The organism is Enterococcus sp. AZ079, assembly GCF_050547255.1.
In the GTDB taxonomy this organism is placed as follows: Bacteria; Bacillota; Bacilli; order Lactobacillales; family Enterococcaceae; genus Enterococcus_D; species Enterococcus_D casseliflavus.
In genome coordinates this window covers 1,163,879-1,188,923 of the sequence record NZ_CP172955.1, presented here as the reverse complement: position 1 = coordinate 1,188,923, position 25,045 = coordinate 1,163,879, and the positions used below count along the sequence as shown (strand labels likewise).

General features: G+C 43.6%; 17 protein-coding genes and 1 riboswitch. Of the genes, 6 read left to right on the top strand and 11 right to left on the bottom strand.

The features are described 5' to 3' along the window. Positions 1-42 precede the first annotated feature (42 nt). Genes IGJ15_RS05810 through IGJ15_RS05800 form a run of 3 tightly spaced genes read right to left on the bottom strand, consistent with a single transcriptional unit; the run spans position 43 to position 7,476 of the window. Positions 43-3,207, bottom strand: coding sequence for a DEAD/DEAH box helicase (locus IGJ15_RS05810; protein ID WP_121261001.1), 3,165 nt, complete (start codon positions 3,205-3,207; stop codon positions 43-45). A 16-nt stretch (positions 3,208-3,223) separates the two neighbouring features. Beyond that, complete coding sequence (locus tag IGJ15_RS05805; RefSeq protein ID WP_231434809.1) at positions 3,224-6,352, bottom strand: AAA family ATPase; 3,129 nt, start codon at positions 6,350-6,352, stop codon at positions 3,224-3,226. Between the two features lie 2 nt (positions 6,353-6,354). Beyond that, a complete protein-coding gene (locus IGJ15_RS05800; protein ID WP_231434810.1) occupies positions 6,355-7,476 on the bottom strand; it encodes an exonuclease SbcCD subunit D in 1,122 nt (373 codons plus the stop codon). Between the two features lie 254 nt (positions 7,477-7,730). On the opposite strand from IGJ15_RS05800, the gene anmK reads away from it, so the two are divergent. The 3 genes from anmK to IGJ15_RS05785 all read left to right on the top strand — a co-directional run bounded on the left by anmK (position 7,731) and on the right by IGJ15_RS05785 (position 11,417). Continuing rightward, complete coding sequence (anmK, locus tag IGJ15_RS05795) at positions 7,731-8,891, top strand: anhydro-N-acetylmuramic acid kinase AnmK (protein WP_231434811.1); 1,161 nt, start codon at positions 7,731-7,733, stop codon at positions 8,889-8,891. Positions 8,892-8,912: 21 nt separating this feature from the next. After that, the gene (locus IGJ15_RS05790; protein ID WP_231434812.1) at positions 8,913-10,208 is read left to right on the top strand and encodes a PTS sugar transporter subunit IIC; all 1,296 of its coding nucleotides are present in this window, start codon (positions 8,913-8,915) and stop codon (positions 10,206-10,208) included. Between the two features lie 117 nt (positions 10,209-10,325). Continuing rightward, the gene (locus IGJ15_RS05785) at positions 10,326-11,417 is read left to right on the top strand and encodes a DUF871 domain-containing protein (protein WP_231434813.1); all 1,092 of its coding nucleotides are present in this window, start codon (positions 10,326-10,328) and stop codon (positions 11,415-11,417) included. Positions 11,418-11,470: 53 nt separating this feature from the next. Here the strand turns inward: IGJ15_RS05785 and IGJ15_RS05780 are convergent, their stop codons facing one another. Further along, positions 11,471-12,106: a lysophospholipid acyltransferase family protein gene (locus IGJ15_RS05780; protein WP_005229679.1), complete on the bottom strand. Its 636-nt coding sequence runs from the start codon at positions 12,104-12,106 to the stop codon at positions 11,471-11,473. Positions 12,107-12,243: 137 nt separating this feature from the next. Here IGJ15_RS05780 and IGJ15_RS05775 point away from each other — a divergent pair, with 137 nt between their 5' ends. Further along, entirely contained in the window at positions 12,244-12,978 is a 735-nt protein-coding gene (locus IGJ15_RS05775; protein ID WP_005229677.1) for a tRNA1(Val) (adenine(37)-N6)-methyltransferase, read from the top strand. Beyond that, positions 12,968-13,246, top strand: a complete 279-nt coding sequence (locus tag IGJ15_RS05770) for a GIY-YIG nuclease family protein (protein ID WP_005229675.1) — start codon at positions 12,968-12,970, stop codon at positions 13,244-13,246. The genes IGJ15_RS05775 and IGJ15_RS05770 overlap by 11 nt, the downstream gene beginning before the upstream one ends. Positions 13,247-13,332: 86 nt before the next feature. Here the strand turns inward: IGJ15_RS05770 and IGJ15_RS05765 are convergent, their stop codons facing one another. Beyond that, positions 13,333-14,025 (bottom strand): hypothetical protein, encoded by a 693-nt coding sequence (locus tag IGJ15_RS05765; RefSeq protein WP_005229673.1) that lies wholly within the window; start codon positions 14,023-14,025, stop codon positions 13,333-13,335. A gap of 231 nt (positions 14,026-14,256) precedes the next feature. Next, a riboswitch (Fluoride riboswitch) is annotated at positions 14,257-14,329 on the top strand. 92 nt (positions 14,330-14,421) lie between these two features. Here IGJ15_RS05765 and IGJ15_RS05760 point away from each other — a divergent pair. Further along, complete coding sequence (locus tag IGJ15_RS05760) at positions 14,422-15,633, top strand: chloride channel protein (protein ID WP_121260985.1); 1,212 nt, start codon at positions 14,422-14,424, stop codon at positions 15,631-15,633. Positions 15,634-15,692: 59 nt separating this feature from the next. Here the strand turns inward: IGJ15_RS05760 and efp are convergent, their stop codons facing one another. The 6 genes from efp to IGJ15_RS05730 all read right to left on the bottom strand — a co-directional run bounded on the left by efp (position 15,693) and on the right by IGJ15_RS05730 (position 25,031). Next, a complete protein-coding gene (gene efp, locus IGJ15_RS05755; protein WP_005229668.1) occupies positions 15,693-16,253 on the bottom strand; it encodes an elongation factor P in 561 nt (186 codons plus the stop codon). 74 nt (positions 16,254-16,327) lie between these two features. Continuing rightward, entirely contained in the window at positions 16,328-17,266 is a 939-nt protein-coding gene (locus IGJ15_RS05750; RefSeq protein WP_233784951.1) for a cation diffusion facilitator family transporter, read from the bottom strand. Between the two features lie 103 nt (positions 17,267-17,369). Further along, a complete protein-coding gene (locus IGJ15_RS05745; protein ID WP_430599340.1) occupies positions 17,370-17,939 on the bottom strand; it encodes a DUF2179 domain-containing protein in 570 nt (189 codons plus the stop codon). A gap of 362 nt (positions 17,940-18,301) precedes the next feature. After that, positions 18,302-21,310, bottom strand: coding sequence for a WxL domain-containing protein (locus IGJ15_RS05740; RefSeq protein WP_231434816.1), 3,009 nt, complete (start codon positions 21,308-21,310; stop codon positions 18,302-18,304). A gap of 424 nt (positions 21,311-21,734) precedes the next feature. Continuing rightward, complete coding sequence (locus IGJ15_RS05735) at positions 21,735-22,496, bottom strand: hypothetical protein (protein WP_231434817.1); 762 nt, start codon at positions 22,494-22,496, stop codon at positions 21,735-21,737. A gap of 81 nt (positions 22,497-22,577) precedes the next feature. Further along, positions 22,578-25,031, bottom strand: coding sequence for a glycogen/starch/alpha-glucan phosphorylase (locus IGJ15_RS05730; RefSeq protein WP_430599339.1), 2,454 nt, complete (start codon positions 25,029-25,031; stop codon positions 22,578-22,580). Positions 25,032-25,045: the final 14 nt, after the last annotated feature.

The window sequence follows — 25,045 nt, the reverse complement described above, 5'->3', positions numbered from 1 at the left end:
GATGGACCTTCGCTCCTGCGGCAGGTCCATCTTTTTGATTGGCTAACTTTCTTCGCCGATACTCAATATCAAGCGAATATCTTCTTCTGTCATTTGTTGAAGCTGTGTTTCATTGCCTTGGATCACTTTTTGGAAAAGCTCACGTTTTTCTTGTTGCAACGCATCCATTCGTTCTTCAATGGTTCCTTCAGCAATCATTCGCCAGACTTCGACAACATTTTTTTGACCGATCCGATGGGCTCGTCCAGCGGCTTGTTCTTCCACCGCCGGGTTCCACCACAAATCGTATAAGATCACGGTGTCTGCGCCGGTCAGATTCAGTCCTGTTCCTCCTGCTTTTAACGAGATCAAGAAGACGTCCTTTTCTCCACTATTGAAGGCATCGACCATCGTCAAACGATCTTGCGGCGGTGTGCTGCCTCGCAAGTAAAAGGACTCAAACCCTTCTTGTGCTAGCTCTTCTTCAATGATCGAAAGCATGCTAGTAAACTGAGAAAATAGCAGCACACGACGTCCATTTTCTTTGGCTGCTAAGAGTAAATCTTTGACCTGTTCAAGTTTCCCAGAAGACCCTTCATAATCCTCCACGAATAATCGTGGGTCACAACAGATTTGCCGCAGTCGAGTCAAACCAGCTAAGATACTGATTCGATTTTTACGAAAAGACGTAGAATCCATTTGCGCGATTTCTTCCCGCATTTGCCGCAAGTACGCCAAATAGATTTTCTTTTGTTCTTCTGTTAAAACACTGTAATAATTTGTTTCCAATTTTTGCGGCAAATCATGCAGCACGGATTTTTTGTCTCTTCGCAAAATAAAGGGTTTGATCATTTTCGCAATTTCTTGCGTGGAAAGTTCTTTAAATTTTTGCTTGTTCGGGAAAAAGCCTGGCATGATCATTTGGAACAAGGACCACAATTCTTCTAAATTGTTCTCGATCGGTGTGCCACTGAGGGCGAACCGCTGTGGAACTTCCAAGGAGCGCAAGGCCTGTGCCGTTTTGGTCGCACTGTTTTTGACCATTTGCGCTTCATCTAAAATCAAACAAGTCAGATCTAATGCTTGATAGGCATCAATGTCTTGCCGCAAACTTGCATAAGAAGTGATGCGGACGTCCGCTGGCTGCGCCATCTGCCCTTCGCGCTCTTCTTTCGTTCCGCTGATGACAGACGCGGAAATCGTCGGCGCAAACCGTTTGATTTCTTGCTGCCAATTGAATGTTAGACTGGCAGGTGCCACGATCAGCGCATTTAATTTTTGTTTCTCTTGTTTTTCTGAAAGTAAGTAGCTAATCGTCTGAACGGTCTTCCCTAACCCCATCTCATCGGCAAGGATACCGCCAAATTGATAGTGGCTCAACATTTTTAGCCAACGGAAGCCAACTTCTTGGTATTGCCGCAACTCAGCATGCAAGTTTTCTGGCAGCTGCGCCTCAAAGTTTTCTGGGTGGATCAAGTCTTCCGTCATTTGCTGAAAACCGGCGCTAAAGCTGGCTTGATCAGCAAACTGCTCTTGCAGGAGCAGCCCTTGATTCAAAGGAACTTGGATCGCCCCATCCTTCGCTTCTAGTGAAAGACGCAATTTTTTCAGGGCAGCACTTGCTTCTTGAAACTCTTCCGATTCCAATGAAAGGACTTGCCCATTTTCTGTGGTATAAAATTGTGCAGACTGTAACAGGCTGCGCAAGACCTCATTGATCTCTGACTCTTGAATGCCGCTGACATCAAACTTGATATCCAACCAAGAACCATTTTCTTCGATAACGATTTCTGGTCGATGGTGTTGGGCGTCAAGGTAAAGTTCCCGCAGCTTCTTGCCGATACGGACTTCACCTAATTGCCTTAAAACAGGGATCTCCCTTGTAAAAAAGGTATAAAGTTGTTCCCCCGCAGGTAAGCTTTTTTGCCAATTTTTAGTGCTCGCTTGATAGCCAAAGGTTTCAATAATCGCTTCAATTCGTGCTTCTTGTTGAAAATCACGTAAAATCTCGGGATGATTTTCTGGCATATAGTGATGTTTTTCATCACTTGAAAAAACGACTTCTCCATAAGTGAAGTCTACTTGTAAATCGACTTGTCCTTTGATTTTCCGTAACGAAAAGACAGCTTTCAATTCAGACTCTTCGATTTCATTTTGAACTTCAGGTGCTACTTGGACACGCCCGATTTTTCGCAAATAAGGCAATACTTTCATAAAAAGATTCGCTAGTTCTTCTTTCGGATAGTCGATGACTGGCTGTTCAAATCGTTTAAACAACTGTTGCATCGTGACATAGATTTCCTTTTGTTCGACAGTCAGTTCATAAAAGGTTCCATCCAGCAGACCCCAATTATAATAGCTAAGTAAATGGTCAAAATCTTTCACGAATTCCAGCGGAAAATGATCCTCCTGTTTTGTGACTGAAAACGACAAAGGTTCACCGATTTGAAAATCGGCTTCATTGACTTTTGTTTCACCAATGGTTATTTGCGTATAGACTTCGTTTAACTGTAACAACAATTCTTTGCCGAACTCAACTGGTAGCAGCAAATACTTTTTGTCAAGTTTACCACTGATCTGAATACCTGCTTGCCCGATTAACTGTTGCGTTTGCGCGATTCCTGCCAATCGATTCAACAAGGCTCGATTTTTCTCATCAAAGGCATCCGCAGATAGAAAGAAGGTCTGCTGCTTATTCGCTGCGTACTGCTTGTTTTCTTGGTACATCTGCAAAAATTTATAAATGTTTTTAACGACATAGGTCCGTGCGGTGCCACGATGGCCGACTTTGAGGGAAATCCCTAAGATATCCATTTCTTGATGGTAAGGATTGGTGGCGATGGTATCTATCCGAAATTCAACCTGTAAGGGTTGGCTCGTTTCTTTTTCGCTCCCTAAGCGGGCAAAGCCGTTGGAAAACATCTCTGAAGCAGAAAAGGCTTTTTTGATGGGGGTTTGCTCATTGATTTTTCGTGTTTTCCCTTGTTTGCGTAGATAAAGTTCGACTGCCACCGTGTGTTTGCAATAATGATGCTCTTCCCAGTACGGACATTGGCAATAATCTACCTCTTTGGCTGTAGCATCTAAGGTCACTAAATACAATTCTGTCCCCAATACTTCTGCGTGCCACACATTTTTTTCTTTGTCTGGTGTGACAGATAAGACGCGATCTTCGTTGACATACGTTCTGCCACGCTCAATTACTTTTTCTGGAATACTCCACTTCATAATAGCCCTCCTCTCCTTATTCTTTTATTCGGATCCGGCTTTGCCCGCTGCCGTTAGTTTCTACGAAAACTTGCTGCAGGATTCTTGCCCGCAGTTCTCGAACATGACTGATGATCCCAATCATGCGCCCTTCATTTTCGATCATTTCTAATGCTTCCATCGCCATTTCCAATGATTCTTCATCAAGCGATCCAAAGCCCTCATCAATAAAGAGGGCTTCGATCTCGATCCCACCAGCTCGTTGCTGGATCACATCCGCCAAAGAGATCGCCAACGCTAAGGCAGCAATAAAGCTTTCGCCGCCTGAAAGTGTATGAGCTCTTCTGACTTGTCCCGCATTATCGTCATATATGTCAATTTCTAAGCCTGTTGAGCTTCGATAGCTCCCGACTTTATCCGCTAATTCAAATTGATAGCGGCCACGAGTCAACCGAGCCAAGCGTTCATTGGCGACTTCTAAGATCTCTGTCAGAAATTGCTGCAGTACATACCGTTCCAAGCTGGTTTTTTTGACGTTTTCGCCGTTGATGGTTTCTGCCAACTGCTGAAGTTGGCCTAATTGGGCCAGTTCTTCGACATTTTGCTGATAAATGACCTGCAGCTCGTCAAACAACCGTTGATTGACGTTGACTTTCTCCTGTTTGCGAACTGTTTCTTGCTGTAGTTCCTCCATCACGGTCTGCAACTGAAGGTAGTCAGCTTCCAATTGGTTTAAATCTATCGCAGCTTGCTCTTTTAACTGTGCATCTAACAATGCTAGCCGTTGCTGAACAAACACCGTTTCTTGCTCATAGGTTTTGATTTCTTCTGAGAGAACGGTTGTTTGAGCGGCTTGGGCAATCAATTCCCGCATCGTTTCCTCCGTCATACCAGCTTCTTGGAGTCGCTGCGTCAGTCTTTGTTCTGCTTTTGTCTTAGCCGCTTGCTTTTCTTCAAAAAATTGCTGCAGATTTTTCAGCTTCTCTGAAAGAATCGCTTGCTGCTCGTTTAGCTGCGCTTCTTGTCGGGCATCAGCCTCAATTTGTTGCGTATATTCCCTCAGTAAACCATTGGTTTTTGTTAAATCTGCTTGTAATTGTTCATACGTTGCGCCTGCAAGTTGTTCCTGTAAAGAAGCCAATTTCCCCTCCGCAAGCTGACGCGCTTCTTGGGCTTTTTTCGCTTGCTCACTGACTTGCTGAAAGGACTCATTTAACGTTGCTAATTTCTCATTTACTGCCTGATGTTTCTTCTGTGCGTCTTCATAAGAAGCGGCTTTTTGTTGATTGAAAGATTGCCGTTTCTTTAGTTCCGCTACCGTCGTTTCCTCGGTAATCGCCTCTTGGTGTTCTAACGGCTGCAAGGTAGCAAATGCCTGTTGAACTGCAGTCCAAGCGAATTCCACTTGCTTCTGCGCAGCAACACTGGTGGCTTGCCATTCGCTGATTCGCAATGTGGCTTGCTCCTGCAGCGTTTGATTTGCCGATACTTGCTGCTGGATCTTCGTCAATTTTTCTTGTGTTTGCTCAAGTCTTTGTTCACTGGCAATGATGTCTTCGATGCGATAGGTCGTGTGCTCCTGTGTATTCGGATGATCCAATGATCCGCAAACCGGACAGGGTTCATTTTCTTCCAGTAATAGACGAAGCCGAGCAATTTGCATTCGAGCATTTTGACTGGTTTCTTGTTTTAACGTTTTTTGCAGCTCCAGCAAGGATGCTGCTAATTGCTGTTGTTCAAGAACTAACTCCGAATGAATTTGTTGCTGTTCCCCTGCTTTTTGCTCGGCTTCACGAAACTGCGCTTTTGCTTGCTGCCATTTTTCGACCAGAGCCTGCGTTTCTACCAATTTCACCGCTTCTGTTTGAAACCCTCGCAAGGTTTCGATTTCTTCTACCAGATGCTGCGCTTGCGCTTTGGCACTTGCTTGCGCTTGGTTTATCTTCGTTAATTCGGTGGTCTGTTGTTGTGCGGCTTTTTCAAGTTGCGCCACTTCTTCTTGCTGCGCTTGTGTACGCTGTGCTAGCGGGATCTGCTGCTGGATTCGTTGAACTTTTTGACTAGCAGCTTCCTGTTTTTTCTTGATGCCGTCAATCAACGCTCGTTGGTCTTGCCAGCTTACTTGTTGCTGCTGAATTTCTTGCAACTGCTGCTTTGTTTCGTTGATTTGCTGAGCAGCTTGCTGTGCTTCTTTCACTCGTTCTTCTTTTTGCTGCATGATTTCTTGATGTTCAAGCGCCCACACCAACTGGTTCAACTGTGCTTTTTTCTGAGCAATCTCGGTTTTTTTAGCATGCAGCTCTCGGGCTTTTTCTTGTAGACCTTGCCATTCGATCCGTGCATTTTCAATTTCTTTTGCACGGTAAAAAGCATCTTGCGCAGCTTTCATTTCTTGGATCGCTTGGTCTTTTTTGTGCAATAATTGCTGAAGCTGCGCTTGTTGTTTTTCTAAATCCTGCGCCCACAAAGTCAGACCTTCCGCAACCGTTAAAACCTCCTGCGCTTCTTCCCATTCAAAGCGCTCCATGATTTGTGAGGCGACCAGCTGCTGATGCTCAAGCTTTTTACTTTGTGCTTTGACTTGCTCTTTCAACCATTCATTAAATTGTTGATACATTTCCGTGCCAAATAAATTCCGTAAAACGCGTTCTTTCTCATTGCTGCTGGCAATCAAAAAATTACGAAATTCTCCTTGCGGCAACATCATGATTTGAAAAAACTGTTTGGCATCCAGCTGCAGCAGATCCTTGATAAACGCATCAACTTCTGTCCGTTTACTGATTTGCTTTTTCTCTTTGCCCTCGGCGTCAAAAATCGTCAACTGGACTTTTGCCGTTTGGTTGGTGACCCCGTCACCACGTTTTTTTGCTAACGTCTGTTCCGGTTTCCGTTGGATCTGGTAGGTAAAACGCTGATGTTCAAAAGTAAACGTGACGCTGGTCTCTTCGGTTGGTGAAGCAAACATCGAGCGCATTTCTTTTCCTGAGCGCAGATTCCCCGATGTTTCACCGAACAAGGCAAACGTCATGCCATCGAAAATCGTCGTTTTTCCTGCACCCGTTTTGCCGCTGATCAAAAACAAACCGCCAGCTTGCAGCTGACTAAAATCCAATTTTTCATCAATAAATGGACCAAAATTTTTCATTTGTAAAGACTTCGGTTGCATGACTATTCCCTCTTTTCCACGACAAATGCTTCATTTAATCCTTGTTCGATCCATTTGGTTTGTGCATCGAGCAATGAATCTCCCGTCATTTCTTGAAAAAAATGACTGATCAAGGTCTGCGGGTCGGTTTCTCGTGTGGTTAGCTGTCTTTTTTTCGTCTGTTCTCGTCCATTCAACCGTTCGACAGACAAAATAAATGGATAGATTTTTCGCAACTGATTCATCATATTTGGAATCACAGCACGATCCGTCAGCAGAAAATGCCAAAACGCCTCACGATTTAGATCACGGTAAAAAACCGGATCGATCAACTCCTCAAAGGAAGCCGTCAGTTGCTGGATATCCCTTTTTGGTGTGAGGGGAATAAATTCATTGGTGTCTTTTACAGTATCCACAAGATAGACCCCTTTTTGGTTCGTCCGTTCAGAAAGGGAAAATTTCAGCGGAGAGCCACTGTACCCGATTTTCGGATGTTTCAGGGCGGTATTGGCATGTAAATGCCCCAAAACGACTCGATCAAATGGCGCAAAAGCGGTGGTCGGTACGCTGTCCAATCCGCCAACTTGAATTTTTGTTTCTGAATCTGTTTGGCTAGAACCCGCCACAAAAAAATGGGTCACTAGCACTTGCTTTTTGGACGAGTCAAAGTGCTTGGTCATCTCCTCAATGACTCTTTGGACACTATCAGAAATCTTCATTAATGGTTCATCAAAAAACAAGCGCGCCTCGATCGGTTCAAAATAAGGCAGTAAAAAGAACTGTGTATCGTCAAACTCAACCGGGTGCAAACTTTGTTCGATGCTGGTGGACAGGTAAAAGCGTGTTTGTTGAAACCACTGACTACCGGTTTCTAGCCGCGTTGGGCTATCATGGTTTCCTGAGATAGCCAATAAAGGCAGTTCATTCGTTAGATTGATTTCTGCGATTTTTTCATTCAATAATTTGACTGCATCGACAGCGGGAACGGAACGATCATACAGATCACCTGCAATGACGATGGCAGCGACTTTTTCTTCTAAAGCGATCGCAATGATTTGATCGATAATTGCTCGCTGGTCCTCCAGCAAATCATAGCCATGTAGTTTTTTTCCGATGTGCCAATCAGCTGTATGTATAAAGCGCATTTCTTCACCTTCTTAAAAAATATCCTTCCAACCATTATACCACTTTCCCTGATCGTTAGACATCTCTCTGCCAGCGAAATTTCACTTACCACTCATTTTTGATAAAAAGAGCGAACACCTGACATCATTATGTTGAAATGTTTTTTCAATTATAAATTTATATCTTGAAATATAATTACACTTCATTTACAATGAGTGTGAAATCGAATTCAACAATCGCTTTCATCACTATTCTAAAAGAAAGGAGAAACGCTATGCTTGCAATAGGACTCATGTCAGGAACCAGTTTGGATGGGATCGACGCTGCTTTAGTAAAAATCAATGGCAGCGGCACCGAAACTGACGTAAAGCTGATGGAAATGATCACGCTGCCCATTGGTGAAGAATTGAAGGAGCGAATAAAAACCGCTTGTGATCCGGTGGAATCAAATGTTCCCCTCATCTGCCAATTAAATACTGAATTAGGGTATGAATTTTTGAAAGCGTGTCAAATCCTCTGCCAAAAAGCTGGTATTGAAGAAAAAAGCATTGATTTTGTTGCCAGCCACGGACAAACGATCTGGCACTCCCCCGATGCTGACCCAGCGAAAAACAGCACCTTGCAAATTGGCGAACCTTCAATTATCGCTTATGGCTTACAAACGAAAGTCGTCGCCGATTTTCGAGTGATGGATATGGCTGCTGGTGGTCAAGGCGCCCCTCTTGTTCCTTATACAGACTATCTGCTCTATCAATCAGACACCAAAAATCGTTTGCTGCAAAATATTGGCGGCATCGGCAATGTTACTGTACTACCAAAAAGTGGCAGCTTAAACGAGCTGTATGCCTTTGATACAGGTCCAGGAAACATGGTCATCGATGAATTAATGGTTCAGCTATTCGGTCAGCCTTATGATGCGTTTGGTGAAACAGCCCGTGCGGGAGCAATTATACCCACCTTGCAAAAGGAATTAAGAACTCATTTTTATTTGTCCCAGCAACCGCCGAAAAGCACCGGGCGTGAGCTTTTTGGAAAACATTTTGTGCAGCAGTTATTGACCAAGTATCCCGAAGCAGCCCCTGAAGACTTGGTGAGGACTTTAACCGATTTCACCGCTTTTTCCATCGCTGACAGTTACCAACGGTTCATTTTTCCTCAGTTGGGAACAAACGATCTGGAAGTGATTCTCTCGGGCGGTGGTGCCCACAATCATCTGCTGATTGAACTGATCCAAGGCTATTTACCAGAATCAGTAGCCGTTGGAACACAAGATGACATTGGCGGTTCCAACGATGCCAAAGAAGCGGTGGCTTTTGCCATCTTAGGAAATGAAACCCTTCACAGCCGTGTCAATAATGCCCCTGCAGCAACCGGGGCAGCCCAAGGCGTGATTTTAGGGAAAATCATTCCGAATCCATGGGAAGCAAAAATGTAAAACACCTTAGGAGGATAAACCATGTTAGATAAATTCACTCAATTCATCGAGCGCCATTTGGCAGGACCGATGGAAAAACTTGGCAGCCAGCGTCACTTGCGGGCGGTTCGTGACGGGATCGTTTCAACCTTGCCATTGATCATCGTCAGTTCGTTCTTTATGATTTTAGCCTTTCCACCGCTGCCTCAAAGTTGGGGCATCTATCAATTCTTGTCTAGCAATGCCTCAACGATCTTATTGCCTTATCGAATGACGATGTACATTATGAGCTTGTATGCGGCATTCGGGATCGGATACAGTCTTTCTCGCTCTTATAAGCTTGATGGTCTTTCTGGCGGGATCCTAGCTACGACCGCCTTCTTACTGACCTTCACCCCTGTCAATATCCCAGCAGAAGCCTTGGATGCTGCTGGAACGGTCGGCTTTGTCTTGCCAATGGCCAATTTAGGGAGTGCTGGTATGTTCGTGGCGATCATCACCTCGATTCTTGCCGTTGAAATCTATCGGTTAACGGACAAATCGAAATTTAAAATCACGATGCCAGAACAAGTCCCACCTGCAGTCGCTCGTTCTTTCGAAGCCTTGACCCCTACCTTAGTCATTATTTTAGGAATGGGTGCGATCACTTACTATATCGGCTTTGACTGGCACACGATCGTGGCAAAAGTCGTTGATCCTTTAGTCAGTGCCGCAGACACCTTGCCAAGTGTGCTTTTGATCACCTTCTTGACGACCTTCTTCTGGTCATTCGGGATCCATGGTGCTTCTATCGTTGGTTCACTGGCTCGTCCATTATGGTTGCAGTTATTGGAAGGAAATACGACTGCGCTTGCTTCAGGAGATATGATTCCCAATATCGCAGCCGAACCATTTTATCAATGGTTCATCTGGATCGGTGGGGCTGGTTCAACGATTGGTTTGGCTATCTTGTTAGCGTTTCGCACCAAATCGGAATTCGGTTCAAAACTAGGAAAAACAGCCTTGATTCCAGCTATTTTCAACATCAACGAACCACTGATTTTCGGTACACCGATCGTTTTGAACCCAATCTTGATCCCACCTTTCATCATTGCACCACTGATCAATGGCGTCATTGCGTGGGTCGCTACCTCAGCTGGTTTAGTCAATGCAGTTACGGTCAATGCCCCTTGGACATTGCCTGGACCAATTGGCGCTTTCTTAGCGACTGGCGGCGATTGGCGTGCGATCGTGCTGAATGTTCTTTTGATTCTTTTATCGATCCTGATCTATTACCCATTCGTAAAAATCTACGACAAAAACGAATTGGAAAAAGAAAATCAACCAGTCGCACAATAATGTGTAAATAAAGGTCGTACGAAGCACCCACCAAGACAAACAGAAGAAGCCTTCCTCACCAGCTTTTTCCAATGCCAAGAGGTGTTTCGTGCGGTTTTTTAGAAAGAAGGAAAACCATTGAAACGAGAAATTGGCCTTTCGATTTACCCCGACCATAGTGATCCTTTACTGGATCAAGACTATTTAAAAAAAGCTGCTGCCCTTGGTTACTCTCGCTTATTTATGAGTATGCTAGAAGTCAGTGAAGGCAAAGAGACCGTCAGAAAAAAATTCTCTTCGATTATCGGCTTTGCCAAGAACCTTGGCTTTGAAACGATATTAGATATTTCGCCTGCTGTTTTTAGTGATCTGGCGATCTCTTATGACGATCTTAGCTTCTTTGCAGAATTAGGCGCGGACGGTATCCGCTTGGATCAAGGGTTTGATGGCAGTAAAGAAGCCCAGCTGACCTTTAATCCATTTGGCTTGGTGATTGAATTGAATATGAGTAATGATGTGAACTATTTAGAAAATATCCTTTCTTATCAAGCCAATGAACCTTTTTTATATGGCTGCCACAATTTTTACCCCCAACGAGGCACAGGCTTAACGGATGCTTTTTTCCGCAGCTGCAGTCAACGTTTTAAAAAATATGGGTTGAAAACAGCCGCCTTCATCACTAGTCAATCAGCCAAAATCGGCCCTTGGGAAGTCAATGATGGCTTACCGACCTTAGAATCTTGTCGAGATTTACCATTGGCGCTGCAAGGGAAGCTGCTTTTTGCTTCTGGGTTGATCGATACCGTGATTATCGGCAATGCTTATGCGTCGGATGCAGAGCTGAAAGCTCTGGCGGCGATCGATCGTTACAAGCTGACCTTTGGCGTTCTCGTAGAAGCAGAGGCCAGCGAAATCGAACGAAGAATATTAGCCGAAACCAATCATTTTCGGCGTGGTGACAGTAATGCGTTAGTCGCTCGTTCCACACAATCACGGGTGAAGTACCGTCCCATCGAAAACCTCCCTCATACAAACCAAGAACCTTTTGCCTATGGGGACATCGTTATCGGCAATGATACCTTTGGCCAATACAAAAACGAATTGCAGATCGTTTTGACCCCTCACCAAGACACACGGAAAAACAAAGTCGGCGCCATTTCAAGTGACGAGCTGCCTTTGTTGGAATATTTAAAACCGTGGACCAAATTTGCTTTCGAATTATTGGATTAACTCTTTAGAAAAAAGCCGCTGATCACAAAAGGATCAGCGGCTTTTCTTAGGTATTAATCTTCTCTTTTGGACTCATCGATTTGATAAACAAATGACGGATCAATCGCTTGATCCAGTGTGTCAAATGCACCCTGGATGCGCCGTTCGACTTCCGCCAAGCCCTCTTTGTCCATCTTTTTGATGTCACTGATGTCAATGGGCTCCCCAAAGCGGACGGTTACTCGCTTGCGTTTAAAAAGATCTTTTAACGTCAGCGGTCCTTGATAAACAGAGGGAACGATCTTGACCTTAGCCATTTTTGCGATCAACGCCATGCCGCCTTTTAAAGCCGTTGCGTGTCTCGTACCACTTGGAAACATGATCAAGCTAAGATCCGTTTCCTTCAAAATTTTGACTGGCGTCTTTACCGCGCTCGGTCCCGGTTTGTCTCGTTTAACTGGAAAAGCATTGGCATGGATCAAAATGAACCGTAAAATCGGGTTTTTGAACAGCTCTTCTTTCGCCATAAAACTAAATTTCTTTGGTCGAGCAGCCACTGCTAGGTACAATGGATCCCACCAGGTTCGGTGAGGAGCCACTAAAATGTAGTTTTCATTTTTAGGTAAAACCTCTTTGTTTTGATAACGAGCATTGCCGTTGATCAAAAATAATACTACGCGAACCACACCGCGCATAAAGCGAAAAAACATACTCATTTTCCTTTCTATTTCTCTCCTATTCAAGTATGCAAAAAAACGGTTTAAATGACAAGCATTTTTTAGCGTTTCCCATTATTCTTAATCGTAGTATAATACATTGAAATGAATTTAGAACAGGAGTATGCTTCATGTTGCAACCGAACGAACGCATCGACCAATTGTATGCCGATGACATCAAGATCATTCAAAGTTCCGAAGTTTTTTCTTTTTCATTAGATGCTGTGTTATTAGCAAATTACGCTAGAGTGCCAAAAAGAGGCGTAATCGTTGACCTTTGTGCAGGGAATGGCGCAGTCGGTTTATTTATCAGCAAAAAAACGACCGCTCATATTTATCAAATCGAATTGCAAGAACGCTTAGCGGATATGGCGCAGCGCAGTATCGAATTAAACGACTTGCAAGACCAGCTGACGGTCTATCCTTTGGACTTGAAGAACCTCTTTCAAAAAATCAAGCCTGATTCCGTCGATCTATTGGTCTGCAATCCCCCTTATTTTAAAAATGTACCGACGGCGATCAAAAACCCGAATCCCTATTTAGCGATCGCTCGGCACGAGATCACCACAACTTTAGATGAAGTGATCCAAACCGCTAGCAAAGCGTTAAAAATGAACGGACGGTTTGCGATGGTTCATCGCCCGGATCGCTTTCTCGATATTTTGGACCATATGCGCGCCCATCGAATCGCACCAAAGCGCGTCCGCTTCGTCTATCCGAAAGTAGGCAAAGAGGCCAATATTTTATTGATTGAAGGAATCAAGGATGGCAAGGCGGATGGCTTTAAAATTGATTCCCCTCTCATTACCTATGATGAAACGGGTGCCTATAGTCCCGAAGTGAAGGCGATGCTCTATGGCTGCTGAGAATCATTATTTTTATGTGTTGCGTTGCAACGATCAATCCTTCTACGGTGGTTATACCACTGATTTGAGCCGCCGCTTATTAGAGCACAACAAAGGGATCGGAGCAAAATATACCCGTCCTGCTAGTCGCAGACCATTACAAATGATCCATGCGGAAAGCTTTTCCACTCGCAGTGAAGCCACTCAAGCAGAAGCCGCCTTCAAAAAATTGTCTCGCAAAAAGAAAGAGGACTACCTGAGCAGCCATAGCGAGAGTAATGTTATCTGAGCAAGCATACAAAAAAACTACCTGCGCACGGAAGATTCCTGCTTGAAGGAGCTTTCTTTCGTGACTTAGGTAGTTTTCTTTTATGGTTATTCATTCCTATTTGGTAACGCCCATTGGGTTTGACTTTTCCCAAATTCTTTCGGGATCACAGAATCGACGGATTGATATTCGAGGGTTTCTTGAGACTTTGGAATCGTAATTGCCGTCAAATAGTTGTTGGTTTCGGAATAGAAGCCGATCGTTTCAAAGGAAGGATCAGTCAAATGGTATTGAACCCCCTGCAGCTTAGCCGTTGTTTCCTCTTCCACAAATGTCGGTTGATAGCGAGCATAATAAACCTGGGCGCCCATTTTAAAATATACGGAGTTATGAGCAGATCCAAGAAATTCAATCGCCCGTTCCACTGGTACTGCTTGATAGATCCCTAAAGTTTCAATCGCTTTATTGCTTTGGATGCGCTGATAAACTGCTGTAGTATCAGATTCGTAATATTTATAGCCTAAAAACATTTTTTCGCGGTCTCGGATATTCGGTGTGATCAGCGCATTATACGTTTTGAATTCACCATACACTTGATCTCCAATAAAAAAGCCTAGCAGACACGCAACGACTATGCCGCCAAGCAATAGCGTCACTTTCGGGTTACGGTTTTCTCGATAAAGCAGAACCATCAGGAACCCTAATAATGCGATCAGACCAACCACCATGAGAATTGGTAGGATCACATAGTAAAAACGCTCACTTTGCAGCCATTTTTCGATCGTCATAAATGCAATCATTCTTTTTTCCCCTTCGATTCCTCACTACCCACTGTTTTCCCCTTGGTCAACCAGTAGAAGGATCGTCCTTTCATCCCTTTTCTTGCCATTGACTCTTCCGACGCTCAATTCACATGTAAATTCTTATGAAATTAATTTTACCATAAGTATGTATAAAAGATAAGTATTCGTTGGATTGCTTTTCACGACCAGCATCCATTGACAAAACGAGGGTTTTATCAGATAATATTGATGCTAATAGGGAATGAATGTCTCCCTCAGTTCTTACTGAAACCGCAATTTTGCTAATGACTTCTACCACTTTTTTTTAGTGTGTAGTAGTCATTTTTTATTTTCACTCGTTCGTCATAGTTGCAAGAGCATTATTCCTATCTTTTTTAAAGGATCGTGATAGAAATGAAGAAACAAGAAACAACGTATTTTGAACTGACTGCATTAGGTTTGCTCAGTCTGGTGATTGGGGTGCTTGCTGGAGCTGTTGACACTTTCTTTGGCAAAATTTTACTGTTCTTAAGTGCCTTCCGTGAAAGTCATTTTTTGCCATTGATTCTCTTCTTACCAATTATCGGTATTTGCTTTACTTACCTTTTCCAAAAGTATGGCGATCGGAGTCCTCAAGGAATGAACTTAGTGTTTTTAGTCGGGCAGGAAGAAGAAAAAGATATTCCGCTGCGTTTGATTCCTTTTGTAATGGTGGGAACCTGGCTGACGCATTTATTTGGAGGAAGCGCAGGCAGAGAAGGAGTTGCGGTTCAGTTAGGTGCCACCATCGCCAATCGTTTAGGAAATTGGGTGCGACTAGAAAAGTACGCCAGCACCCTGATCATGATTGGGATGGCTGCGGGATTTGCTGGTTTATTTGAAACCCCCATCGCTGCGACGTTCTTTGCATTGGAAGTGCTTGTCATCGGTAAATTCAGTCATCATGCCCTCTTACCTGCTTTGCTGGCTGCTTTCACTGCTAGTACGACTTCTCAATGGTTAGGCTTAGAAAAATTTAGTCTTATGTTGCCTCAATCCGTCGATTTGACGATACCTGTTTTTCTGAAATTACTTGTGATTGGGTTGATTTTTGGTATGGTTGGCGGCAGCTTTGCGGGATGTTTAGAAACGATGAAACGCATCATGAAGCGGCGCTTCCCGAATCCACTGTGGCGTATTGGGATTGGCGCATTGGCGTTAGTCTTGCTTTTTGTTTTGTTGTATCAAGGGCGTTATTCAGGCTTAGGAACAAATTTGATCAGCGCGAGTTTCACGAAGCAACCGATCTATTCTTATGATTGGCTGCTTAAGTTGGTGTTGACCGTATTAACCATCAGCATTGGTTTTTTGGGTGGAGAAGTCACCCCTTTGTTTGCGATTGGCTCTTCTTTGGGGGTCGTGTTGGCGCCACTGTTCGGACTGCCTATCGAACTGGTAGCAGCACTAGGCTATGCCAGTGTTTTTGGCAGCGCCACTAGCACCTTATTTGCACCGATCTTTATTGGTGGAGAAGTCTTTGGCTTTCAAAATCTACCCTTCTTTGTGATCGTCTGCTCCGTCGCCTACTTTATCAGTAAACCTTATAGTATCTATCCTTTACAAAAAAGATCGGCAAAAGGACAATGAGCCACTTCTAAACACAACTTGAGCAAAGAAAAAACCGCGAACAAGTCGCGGTTTTTTTGCTATTTTGCACGTTTTAAATAAGTACCTTCAGCTGTATTGATTTCTAGCATTTCGCCTTCTTCAACAAAGTCAGGAACATTGACAACTAAGCCCGTTTCCATCGTTGCTGGCTTTCCTGAACCAGTCACAGTTGCCCCTTTGATTGATGGCTGTGTTTCAACAACTTTCAAGATTACACTTGAAGGTAATTGCACGCCGATTACTTCGCTGCCGAAGAATTGAATTTTTACTTCCATGTTTTCTAGAATGAACTTCATTTCTTCTTCAACCACTTCAACTGGAATTTCATATTGTTCATAGGTTTCCAGATCCATAAAGAATGCGGTATCGTCCATTGTATATAGGTATTGTACAGCTTTCGTATCGATATGCGCTTTTTCAAATTTTTCTTCTGGACGGAAGGTTGTATCGTAAGTAGAACCAGTCCGAACGTCACGTAATTTCATACGCATAACCGTATTTCCTTTACCTGGTTTGTGGTGGCTGGCATCTAATACTTTGATAAGTTTGCCGTCTTGAACAAACGTCATTCCAGCTCTTAAGTCACTTGCATTGATCATAATTTTGAAATCTCCTTCACTATGTGATAATCCTTGTCTATTGTATCAAAAAAAACAGCTTTATTCTAGCTAAATCAGTGGGAAGGTCGCACAAGTTTGCGCCGCTTTTCCATGTAGTGAGGATCGTACTCATCCGTTTCAATATAAATATAGACTTTTTTATCTGCCATTTGATGTCGAATCTCGGCTTCGATCTCATTAACGATCTCATAGCCGACCTCTTCTTGTTTTGCGGCAATATCGACTTTCGCTGCAATCAAAATTTCTGCTGGCCCTAAATGGACTGTTTTCACATCGATCAAGCGATCAACATCGGGACGTTCAAACGCTTGTTTGATCACCGCTAAATCACGTTTAGTAACACTTTCCCCAATCAGTAGACTGTAAAATTCGCGGGCTAAGAAGATCGCTGCTACCATCAATAAAAGACCAATCAATAAGCCGCTGAAGGCATCAAAAAATGCGTTCCCGGTAATCATTGTTAAAACCGTTCCGATCAGTGCGATCATCAGACCGATCACCGCACAAAAGTCTTCTGTGAAAATGATCAAAATCTCACTATGCCGACTTTCTTTCAAAAAACGATAGATTGGTTGACGTTCGACGTTTAGCTCGCGGATCTCCTTGATTGCGATCCACAACGAACTTCCTTCAACGATCATCCCGAAGATCAAGATAGCGATCACTAACCAAGTATTGCCGACTTCATGGGCGGGATGCAGCAGCTTTTCCACTGCTTCCATCACGCCTAATGCGCCCCCACCAAAGAAGAGCATCATCGCAACGATCGTGCTGAAAAAATATTTCGCCCGACCTTCACCAAACTGATGCAGTTCACTTTGTCCCTTTGTTGCCCGTTTATCACCGATCAATAAAAAGATCTGATTGCTGCAATCCACGACACTATGAATGCTTTCATTCAGCATGGCCGCACTACCGCTCAAGGCATAACCGACAAACTTACTGATCGCTACCAAAATGTTTGAGATCAGTGCAGCGATGACCGCCATCATGCCATTTGCTTTCTTTTCCACACCTAACGCTTCCTCTCATCAATAAACTCCCTGCTTATTATGCAACTATTCTTCACGAATGGATCAAGCTGCCTCTAGTTCCTCAATCAACAGGTGCTTGCTTTTTCAACTTCGCCTCTCTACGGCTGATTTTTTTGGTCCAAAAACCGCCCGAAATATACTTGGGTTCATAGCTGATGATAAACGCTCGCTCTTCCACCGCTTTGATCGTTTGATAGAGCTTTTTCTCACTTTTTCTTTGGGAAAGAATCTCTAAAATCAGTCGCGGGCCTTCCAATCCTTCACCAAAGCTTTGTGTCACACCATAACCCTCTTGTCGCAAAATCTTCGGCAAACTCTTTTCTTCATCCGTATTACTAGGTAGGATCACTGTGACCATTGTATAGCCCAGAGCCAGCTTATCTTCGATTTTGATCCCGATACTGACTCCTGCAGCATAGCCTAGTGCATAGAACAAGAGATTCAGCGGGTTATCCAAACGATCCAATACCATAGATAAGCCTAAAATATAGATCGTGATTTCGATCATACTCACTAATGAGGCAATCACGCGATACCCTTTCATTGTCAATAAAAATCGCAGTGTGTTCAATGTGACATAGGCGAGATTGATAAAGAAAATCATCGCCAGCATTTGTAGATCAACTTCCATCTTTGATTCCCCCTTGTTCTTAGCATATCAAAAGGCAAGCGAAAATTAAAATATTTGAGCAGGATTTAATTACTAAAATAGCTAAATAAAATTTATGCTGGAGAAGACACAGTGCTTAGGTGATTTTGTTGATGGCTACCATGTTATGATTTTGCTCATCGATACACTACCTGTGGTTTCACTCACTTCTATTGATTGAAAAGCGTATCTACCAAAGTGGGAAAAGTAGTGTAAACCACTACTCGTTTGTTTCAGACAAAAAAGAAGTCCAATGGCAAATGGACTTCTTTTTGTCTGATCAACTTTTACAGTGTTCGATCATATTCACGATTGCAGAACATACTTACTTGTTTTCCAAGGGGTTATTCGTCAGCACCAGGTACGAAACTCAGCTCCCAATGGATGGTTCCTTGATAACTTGTTGCTTGCGGCCTCGCGCCAATAGGGATTTCCAGCTCGACACTTTTTTGCATGGTATCCTCGTTTCCATAGCGTTGAATCCAAGTTCCCGCCCCTTGCTTTTCATTGGCACGTGCAATCACTTGGTTCTGCGGTCCCAGCTCGATTGCATCAAAGTAGTCTGGTGCTTCAGAGGGATTTTCTCTAGAGGTAACCATTTCAATATTCGTCAAATGCACACTCGCTCCTTTTAAGTGGTGCTTAAACGCATCCGTGCTAACGAACCCTTCCTCTGATAATCGGGCACTCAAGGTCCAGCCCTTTTGAAGAAATCGACGATCGGAAACCTGAATGTAGTTTGGTCGTTCGGTTGATTCATGATCATCCACTAAAGAAATTCGTTGCGGAAGCGCCGGATAGCGGCTTGTCGACGAGCGAATCGGTACTGTACCAAAATCGAATTGTGAAACAAAGTCTATACTGATAAACCCGCGATTTTCTGGTATCAAGGGTGGATTTTCAGGTAGAATCGGTTGATCAGGATCAAGGGGATCTTTTGGGTCTACGTCACCAATGGGTTCCACAGTGGTTGATGCTTCTGCCCATTTGCCATCAAGAAATGCCTGAGCGGTGACCACCTCACCTTGAGTAAAATACTGGAAAGGTTCTAAATCAGATAGATCAAGTAAATAATGCCCGTTTTCATCCGCTTGGCTGTGAAAATACGTGCTATTGCCAGCATTATCGACTGTCGTTTCAAGCGTCGGTTCTGGCATCAGTCCCTCTCTTTGGAATCGAAGGTAGCTACCAGGATTGGCGGTTCCCGAAATCGTATAGGCATTAGGTAAGGTTCTATCTTCTGTCAAAGGATCGATGGTCACCGTGACGTCTGGTATGTTCTCAAACAATAACCGTTGCGAACGAGAAGCAAACTGCGCGGCAAACCCTCGACTTGTTTCCTCATTTAGCGAAGATACGTTGGTCACATTGGTATTGGTTCCTGAAATCGCCGCAGTCATGGACAGAATCGGTTGCCACTGAAAATCAACTGTCTCTCCTGTATTTCCATGCCGCCACTGGCGAATCGCCTGATTCTTTGCAGTGATTCCTCCCCCTTCAATTAGACCATTTGTGGTGGTCGTTATGGCGCGGGTTCTTTGCAAATTGACACGCTTGGCATCGTCGATCGTCAATCTTGCGGGATTGTTGGCACCGGTAAAGAAAAGTAGCCGTTGGACAGCCTGTGGGCTGTCCGAACGAATATCTAAGGTAGCATCTTTGCCTACGTTGAGATTGCCAGTCGTGCCAGAGAAGTGGAAGATATTTGCGGTTGTATTTTGATTTGTTGCTTCAACCTCTAAGGTGCTGCTGTCTTCTAAGGTGACATGCGTATTGGCACTTAACCAGAAAATATGACTGTACAACGTTCGGTTTGCAGCAGCAACCGACAAGCGACTTTTTTCCATTAAGCGAATATCATGGGGCGTGCCTGATGTGATGACTGCTGGGCTGTTGTTTTGTGTATTTAGTGCCAATTCCGCGCCTTTTCCTAACTCAATGCGTCCATTGCCAGCGACAAAGCGAATATTAGCACCGCCTGCTTCACCAGCTGAACCGTTGGCATTTAATGATAGTCGGGCATTATCCCCTAATACGAGACGCGCATTTGTATTATAAAAATCAAGATTTCCTGAGCTGATCGTCGACATTTCGACGTTTGCTCCCTCACGAAGCTCTATTTGGTTGATTTCAAAATTCGCCTGAGTATTTGTGTGAATCGTCCAAGAAGCATTGAAGTCTGAGGTATATCTAGGCGTTTGGTGTGAAACCGAATGTCCAGAAAAGCTGGCTCGAGAGTGCAACCCGTAAAACAACTGATTGCCCGTATGGTTAAGATTGTGGTACCGAATGATTGAACGCTGCTGATTTGACATATTCAAATCATGGTATTCAATTGCCCCCCAAAAGTTTCCATGGTAGAGTTTCAAATTTTGCAAAGTAATGTCCCACGGGGAGTCTGGATTGACACTGGAATCGCGAAAACAGATCGCTACGGCTCTAAGATCCATCTGATATTTGTCGAGGCCATCGATGATTAACGTTCTTGAGACTTCCCTGGCATTGATATAAACATAGGCTAATCCGCCATTAGGATTGACGCTGCTGCTCCAGCCGTCAATTCCCGTAATGCCCAAACGAGGATTATCGTTCGTTTGAAAACTGGCTGTCAAATAAATATAATTGACCGTCGGATCGACCATTGCAGCCATAAATTCGACCCAATTGGCAACTCCTCTTTTTTTTACGTCGTCGCCTAAAAGATAAAGATTGCCAGGATCAGATGCTGATGCCTCAGGAAGCTGGCTTTCTATTTCCTTCTCTTCTGCTACTTGATCTTCTCGATCCTCTTGATCCAAATGATCCAATTGACCAGTGGAGTCACTCGAATCAGTTTGCTCATCCTCTTGTGTGTCCGTAGGGTTTGTCTCCCGTGCTTCTTTTATTTCAAGCATTATCATTGAATCTGCTGCTTCAAATGGAAACGATCCTGCTGCATCAACTATCAATGGAACCAAAAAATCACTTCTAGGAGTATCGATCATTAGTTTCCAACCGTTCTCTTCAGTGAGTGGCGTGATCTTGACTCCCTTTGGCAACTCCTCTTCAGCAATAACCGCAGCTTTCGGCAATCGGATCGCTATTTCACTAATGGGACGGTCCGTATGAAACGCAACCAGTAACAGGTCTCCTACAGTCCCGGATTTCGTTGATTCATCAAAATAAATGGCAACTCTTTCCTCAGCCTCTTGCTCTCGTATCAGATCGAATGATTCACTCGCAACCGTTTTTTCCTCCAGCTGCGCAGCAAAGAAAACGTTTGAAGAAAACACACTCATGGTTGAAAAAAAGTAGAGTCCTCCAAGTAAGCCAATAATGATGGTGAAATATACCTTTCTCTTTTTCTTGTTCATTTGTTGATGCCCCACCTTTCAGCGTATCTTTCCCTTGAAATCGATCAAGGATCAGGCCTTCCCAAAGAGCAGCTTTAGCCATCAGGACGCTTGCTTCCCTTTTTCAATTGCAGCTGATCAGAAAACCACTGTCCTGCCACCGTTTGACTTGCCATCGATTTTAAATGACAAAAAAAATCGCCAATTAAAATAACAAACATTATAAATAACGATGGTTTTGATCGTTTCACTTTATTCTATAGCCCACGCTATTGCTTAGTAAAATCAGAATATTCCTCAGGCGGTGAAAAATGTATTTCAACTAATCACTTTGTGAAATCGATAGTTTCGGCACACAAAAAAAACAGCTAGATGTTAGCCATCTAGCTGAAATCATTCATCGTTATGCTCAAAGGACCACTTCTATTAAGAGTAACTGTCACTGCTATTTAGAACGAAAATAGCCATTTGAAGATTCTTCTTGTTGATCGTCTTCAATCATTCCTTTTAATGATCGATCTAAAACGGAACGTTTTTTCTCACCATTTTTTTTATTGCTGGCTCGAAACTCACTGCGTGTCATCCCAACAGAGGGGTGGCGATTGAATTTTTTGACGGTCGGATCATTTTCTTCTTTGACTTGATAAGCTGCTGGTTCAGTATCAAACAACAAATAACTTTCTTGTTTTTTTGCCATTGCATCCATCAAATCGTTCGGCGTAATTTCAGGTTTTTGCTCATCTGGAATAATCGATGCAGGAATATATTTAGGCACGAAATAAGAGCGCCCCGAATATTCTTTTTTCGAAGAAACAGGAACCTCAGCTTTTTCCTTCTTACTGGTCACTTGATAAGAAGAATGGTTCGCCTCTTTGCCAAAAAAGTTGGTTTTTCCTGTTGGCATCTGCTCTTTCACTGGACGTTTTCCGTACTGAGGCAAGTTGGCACGGTGATTGGCAAGCTCTTCTTTTTGACGAACATTGTGCCCCCGATCGCGTTGGCTGGACTGCACTTTACGCTGCAAAGATTGATTTTCTTCCTTGTGAGAATGACTCACGGAATCTTTGATTTCGGTTAAAATCCAATCATCTGCTTTACTGAATGCGGGGCGATGCTCGGATTGCAGCTTCACACCATCTGTATCATCATAAGCAGGAAAACGGAAGTGTTTTCGTTTCACATCTAAATAATTTGCCACTGTACTCATCCTCTTACATGCATTTTTTTCATCATACCATAAATTAAGGAGAATTTCACGAAAGACTACACCATTTCAGATGAGGACACTTCAGCTAAATTCGGCTGGAGGCACCGTCTCAGTCAAGCTTGCTGCATTCGGTTCTTTGACATGGGCAAATAATGGATCGATCTGCCAAATATCTGCAGCATAATTTCGCACCGTTTCATCTGCCGAAAATTTGCCTGCATTCGCAATATTCATTAGGCTGACTTTACGCCAACGTTGCGTATCCTGATAGGCACTATCTACCCGATGCTGCGCGTCACAATAGGCATGAAAATCCTTTAATAAAAAGTATTCATCATTGTATTTCAAAAGGGAATCAAAGATTTCCCGACCTTCAACTTGAATATTCGGGATCGTCCCATCAATAAAGGCATTGACCACCCGTTGCAAGACTGGATCTGACTCATAGTAGGTGTAAGCAGAATAATTATGCTGGGCGTAATACTGATACACTTCTTCTTCCGTCAACCCAAAGATCGCAATGTTTTCATCACCGATCGCATCTCGAATCTCAATATTGGCACCATCTAAAGTCGCGATCGTTACTGCCCCATTTAGCATCAACTTCATATTGCTTGTCCCTGACGCTTCTTTAGAGGCCAATGAGATTTGTTCACTGACATCCGCTGCTGGAATGATTTTTTCTGCTAATGAAACGTTGTAATTTTCTAAAAATATAACCTTGATTTTATCATTGATGGTTTCATCATGATTGATCAGATTCGCCACTTCATTGATGACTTTAATGATCGATTTTGCGTAGTGATAGCTTGGTGCTGCTTTGGCACCAAAAATAAAGACTCTTGGATGAAACGCTGCAGTCGGATCGTCTTTGACCTCAAAGTAGAGCTTCAAGATATGCATTAGATTCAGCAGTTGTCGTTTGTACGCATGCAGGCGTTTGATCTGCACATCAAAAATTGCCGTTGGATCTACTGTAATGCCCGTTGCTTTTTGAATGTACTTTGCCAGTGCACGCTTGTTACTCATTTTTGCGTCGGCAATTTGTTGCAGAACGTTTTCGTCCTCATAATAATTTTTGAGCAGCTGCAGATCCAAGGGGTCATTGCGCCAACTCGTACCGATCGACTGATCCAGCACTTTGGCTAATGGTTGATTGGCTAGCTGAAGCCAACGCCGTTGTGCGATGCCGTTGGTCTTATTGTTGAAACGGGCAGGATAAATGAGATAGAAGTCATGGAGTACCACTGATTTTAGTAAATCAGAATGGAGCTTGGCTACCCCATTGACACTATGGCTGCCGATGATGGCTAGATGTGCCATATGGACTTGATCATCAATAATGATTCGCGTCCGATCCAGTAAGGCTTGCGGATGGACCCCTTGCATTCCTTCGACAAAGCGCCGATCAATTTCTTTGATGATCTGATCCATTCTCGGCAACACTTCTTCAATCATGCGAACTGGCCATTTTTCTAAGGCTTCCGCCATGATCGTATGGTTCGTATAACTCATGACTTTCACGGTGATCGCCCACGCTTGTTCCCAAGCAAGGCCGTCTTCATCAACTAAAATACGCATCAGTTCTGGGACACAAAGCGCTGGGTGCGTGTCGTTGATATGGATTGCTACTCGTTCACTGAGCATCGCTAAAGGCAGATTCGATTTTTTATAATAGCGAATGATACTTTGAATGCCTGCAGAAACAAAAAAGTATTCTTGCATCAATCGTGTGCGTTTGCCAATCTCGTTTGAGTCATCTGGATATAAAACAGCAGTCAAATTTTCTAAGGCTTGCCGTGATTCCAATGTCGCATAATGCGCCTCATCTTCAGCAGGAACTTCGACACTCCACAAGCGCAGTGTGTTGATGTGTTGATTCTGATAGCCAACCATCGCGGTGTCATACGGAACTGCCCGCCAGGTAAAGCCGCCTTCATAGACTGGCGCTAGTTTTCCGTCCTCTCCCGTAACGAGATAGACCTGCCCACCAAATCGAATAGGCACCGCTTTGCTTTCTTTGCGGACTTCCCAGACATTCCCAGAACGTAACCAATCATCTGGTAATTCTACTTGATGGCCGTCAATAAATTTTTGTTTAAATAATCCATAGCGATAGCGAATCCCGTTCCCATTTCCCGGCAAGCTTAATGAAGCCAGCGAGTCCATAAAACAAGAGGCCAAACGACCGAGGCCCCCGTTTCCTAAAGCCATGTCTTTTTCTGTATCCGCAACGTCATCAAGGGAAACGCCTAACTCTTCAAAAACGGCTTCCGCTTGCTCCAACAGCTGCATATTCAACAAATTGCTTTTTAGCATTTTGCCAGGCAAAAATTCGATTGAAAAATAGTACGCTTGTTTTTGATCCTCCAGCAAGAGATTTTTTCTGGTTTGACGCCAGTCTTCTGAATACATTTGCTTCACCACATTGGCTAGTGCTTGAAACAATTCCTGTGGTGAAGCTTCATCCACTTCAATCGCAAAGAGTTCATGAACACTGATTTCTAGCAGTTCACGCAATCGTTCTTTTGTCATAGGGTTACACTCCT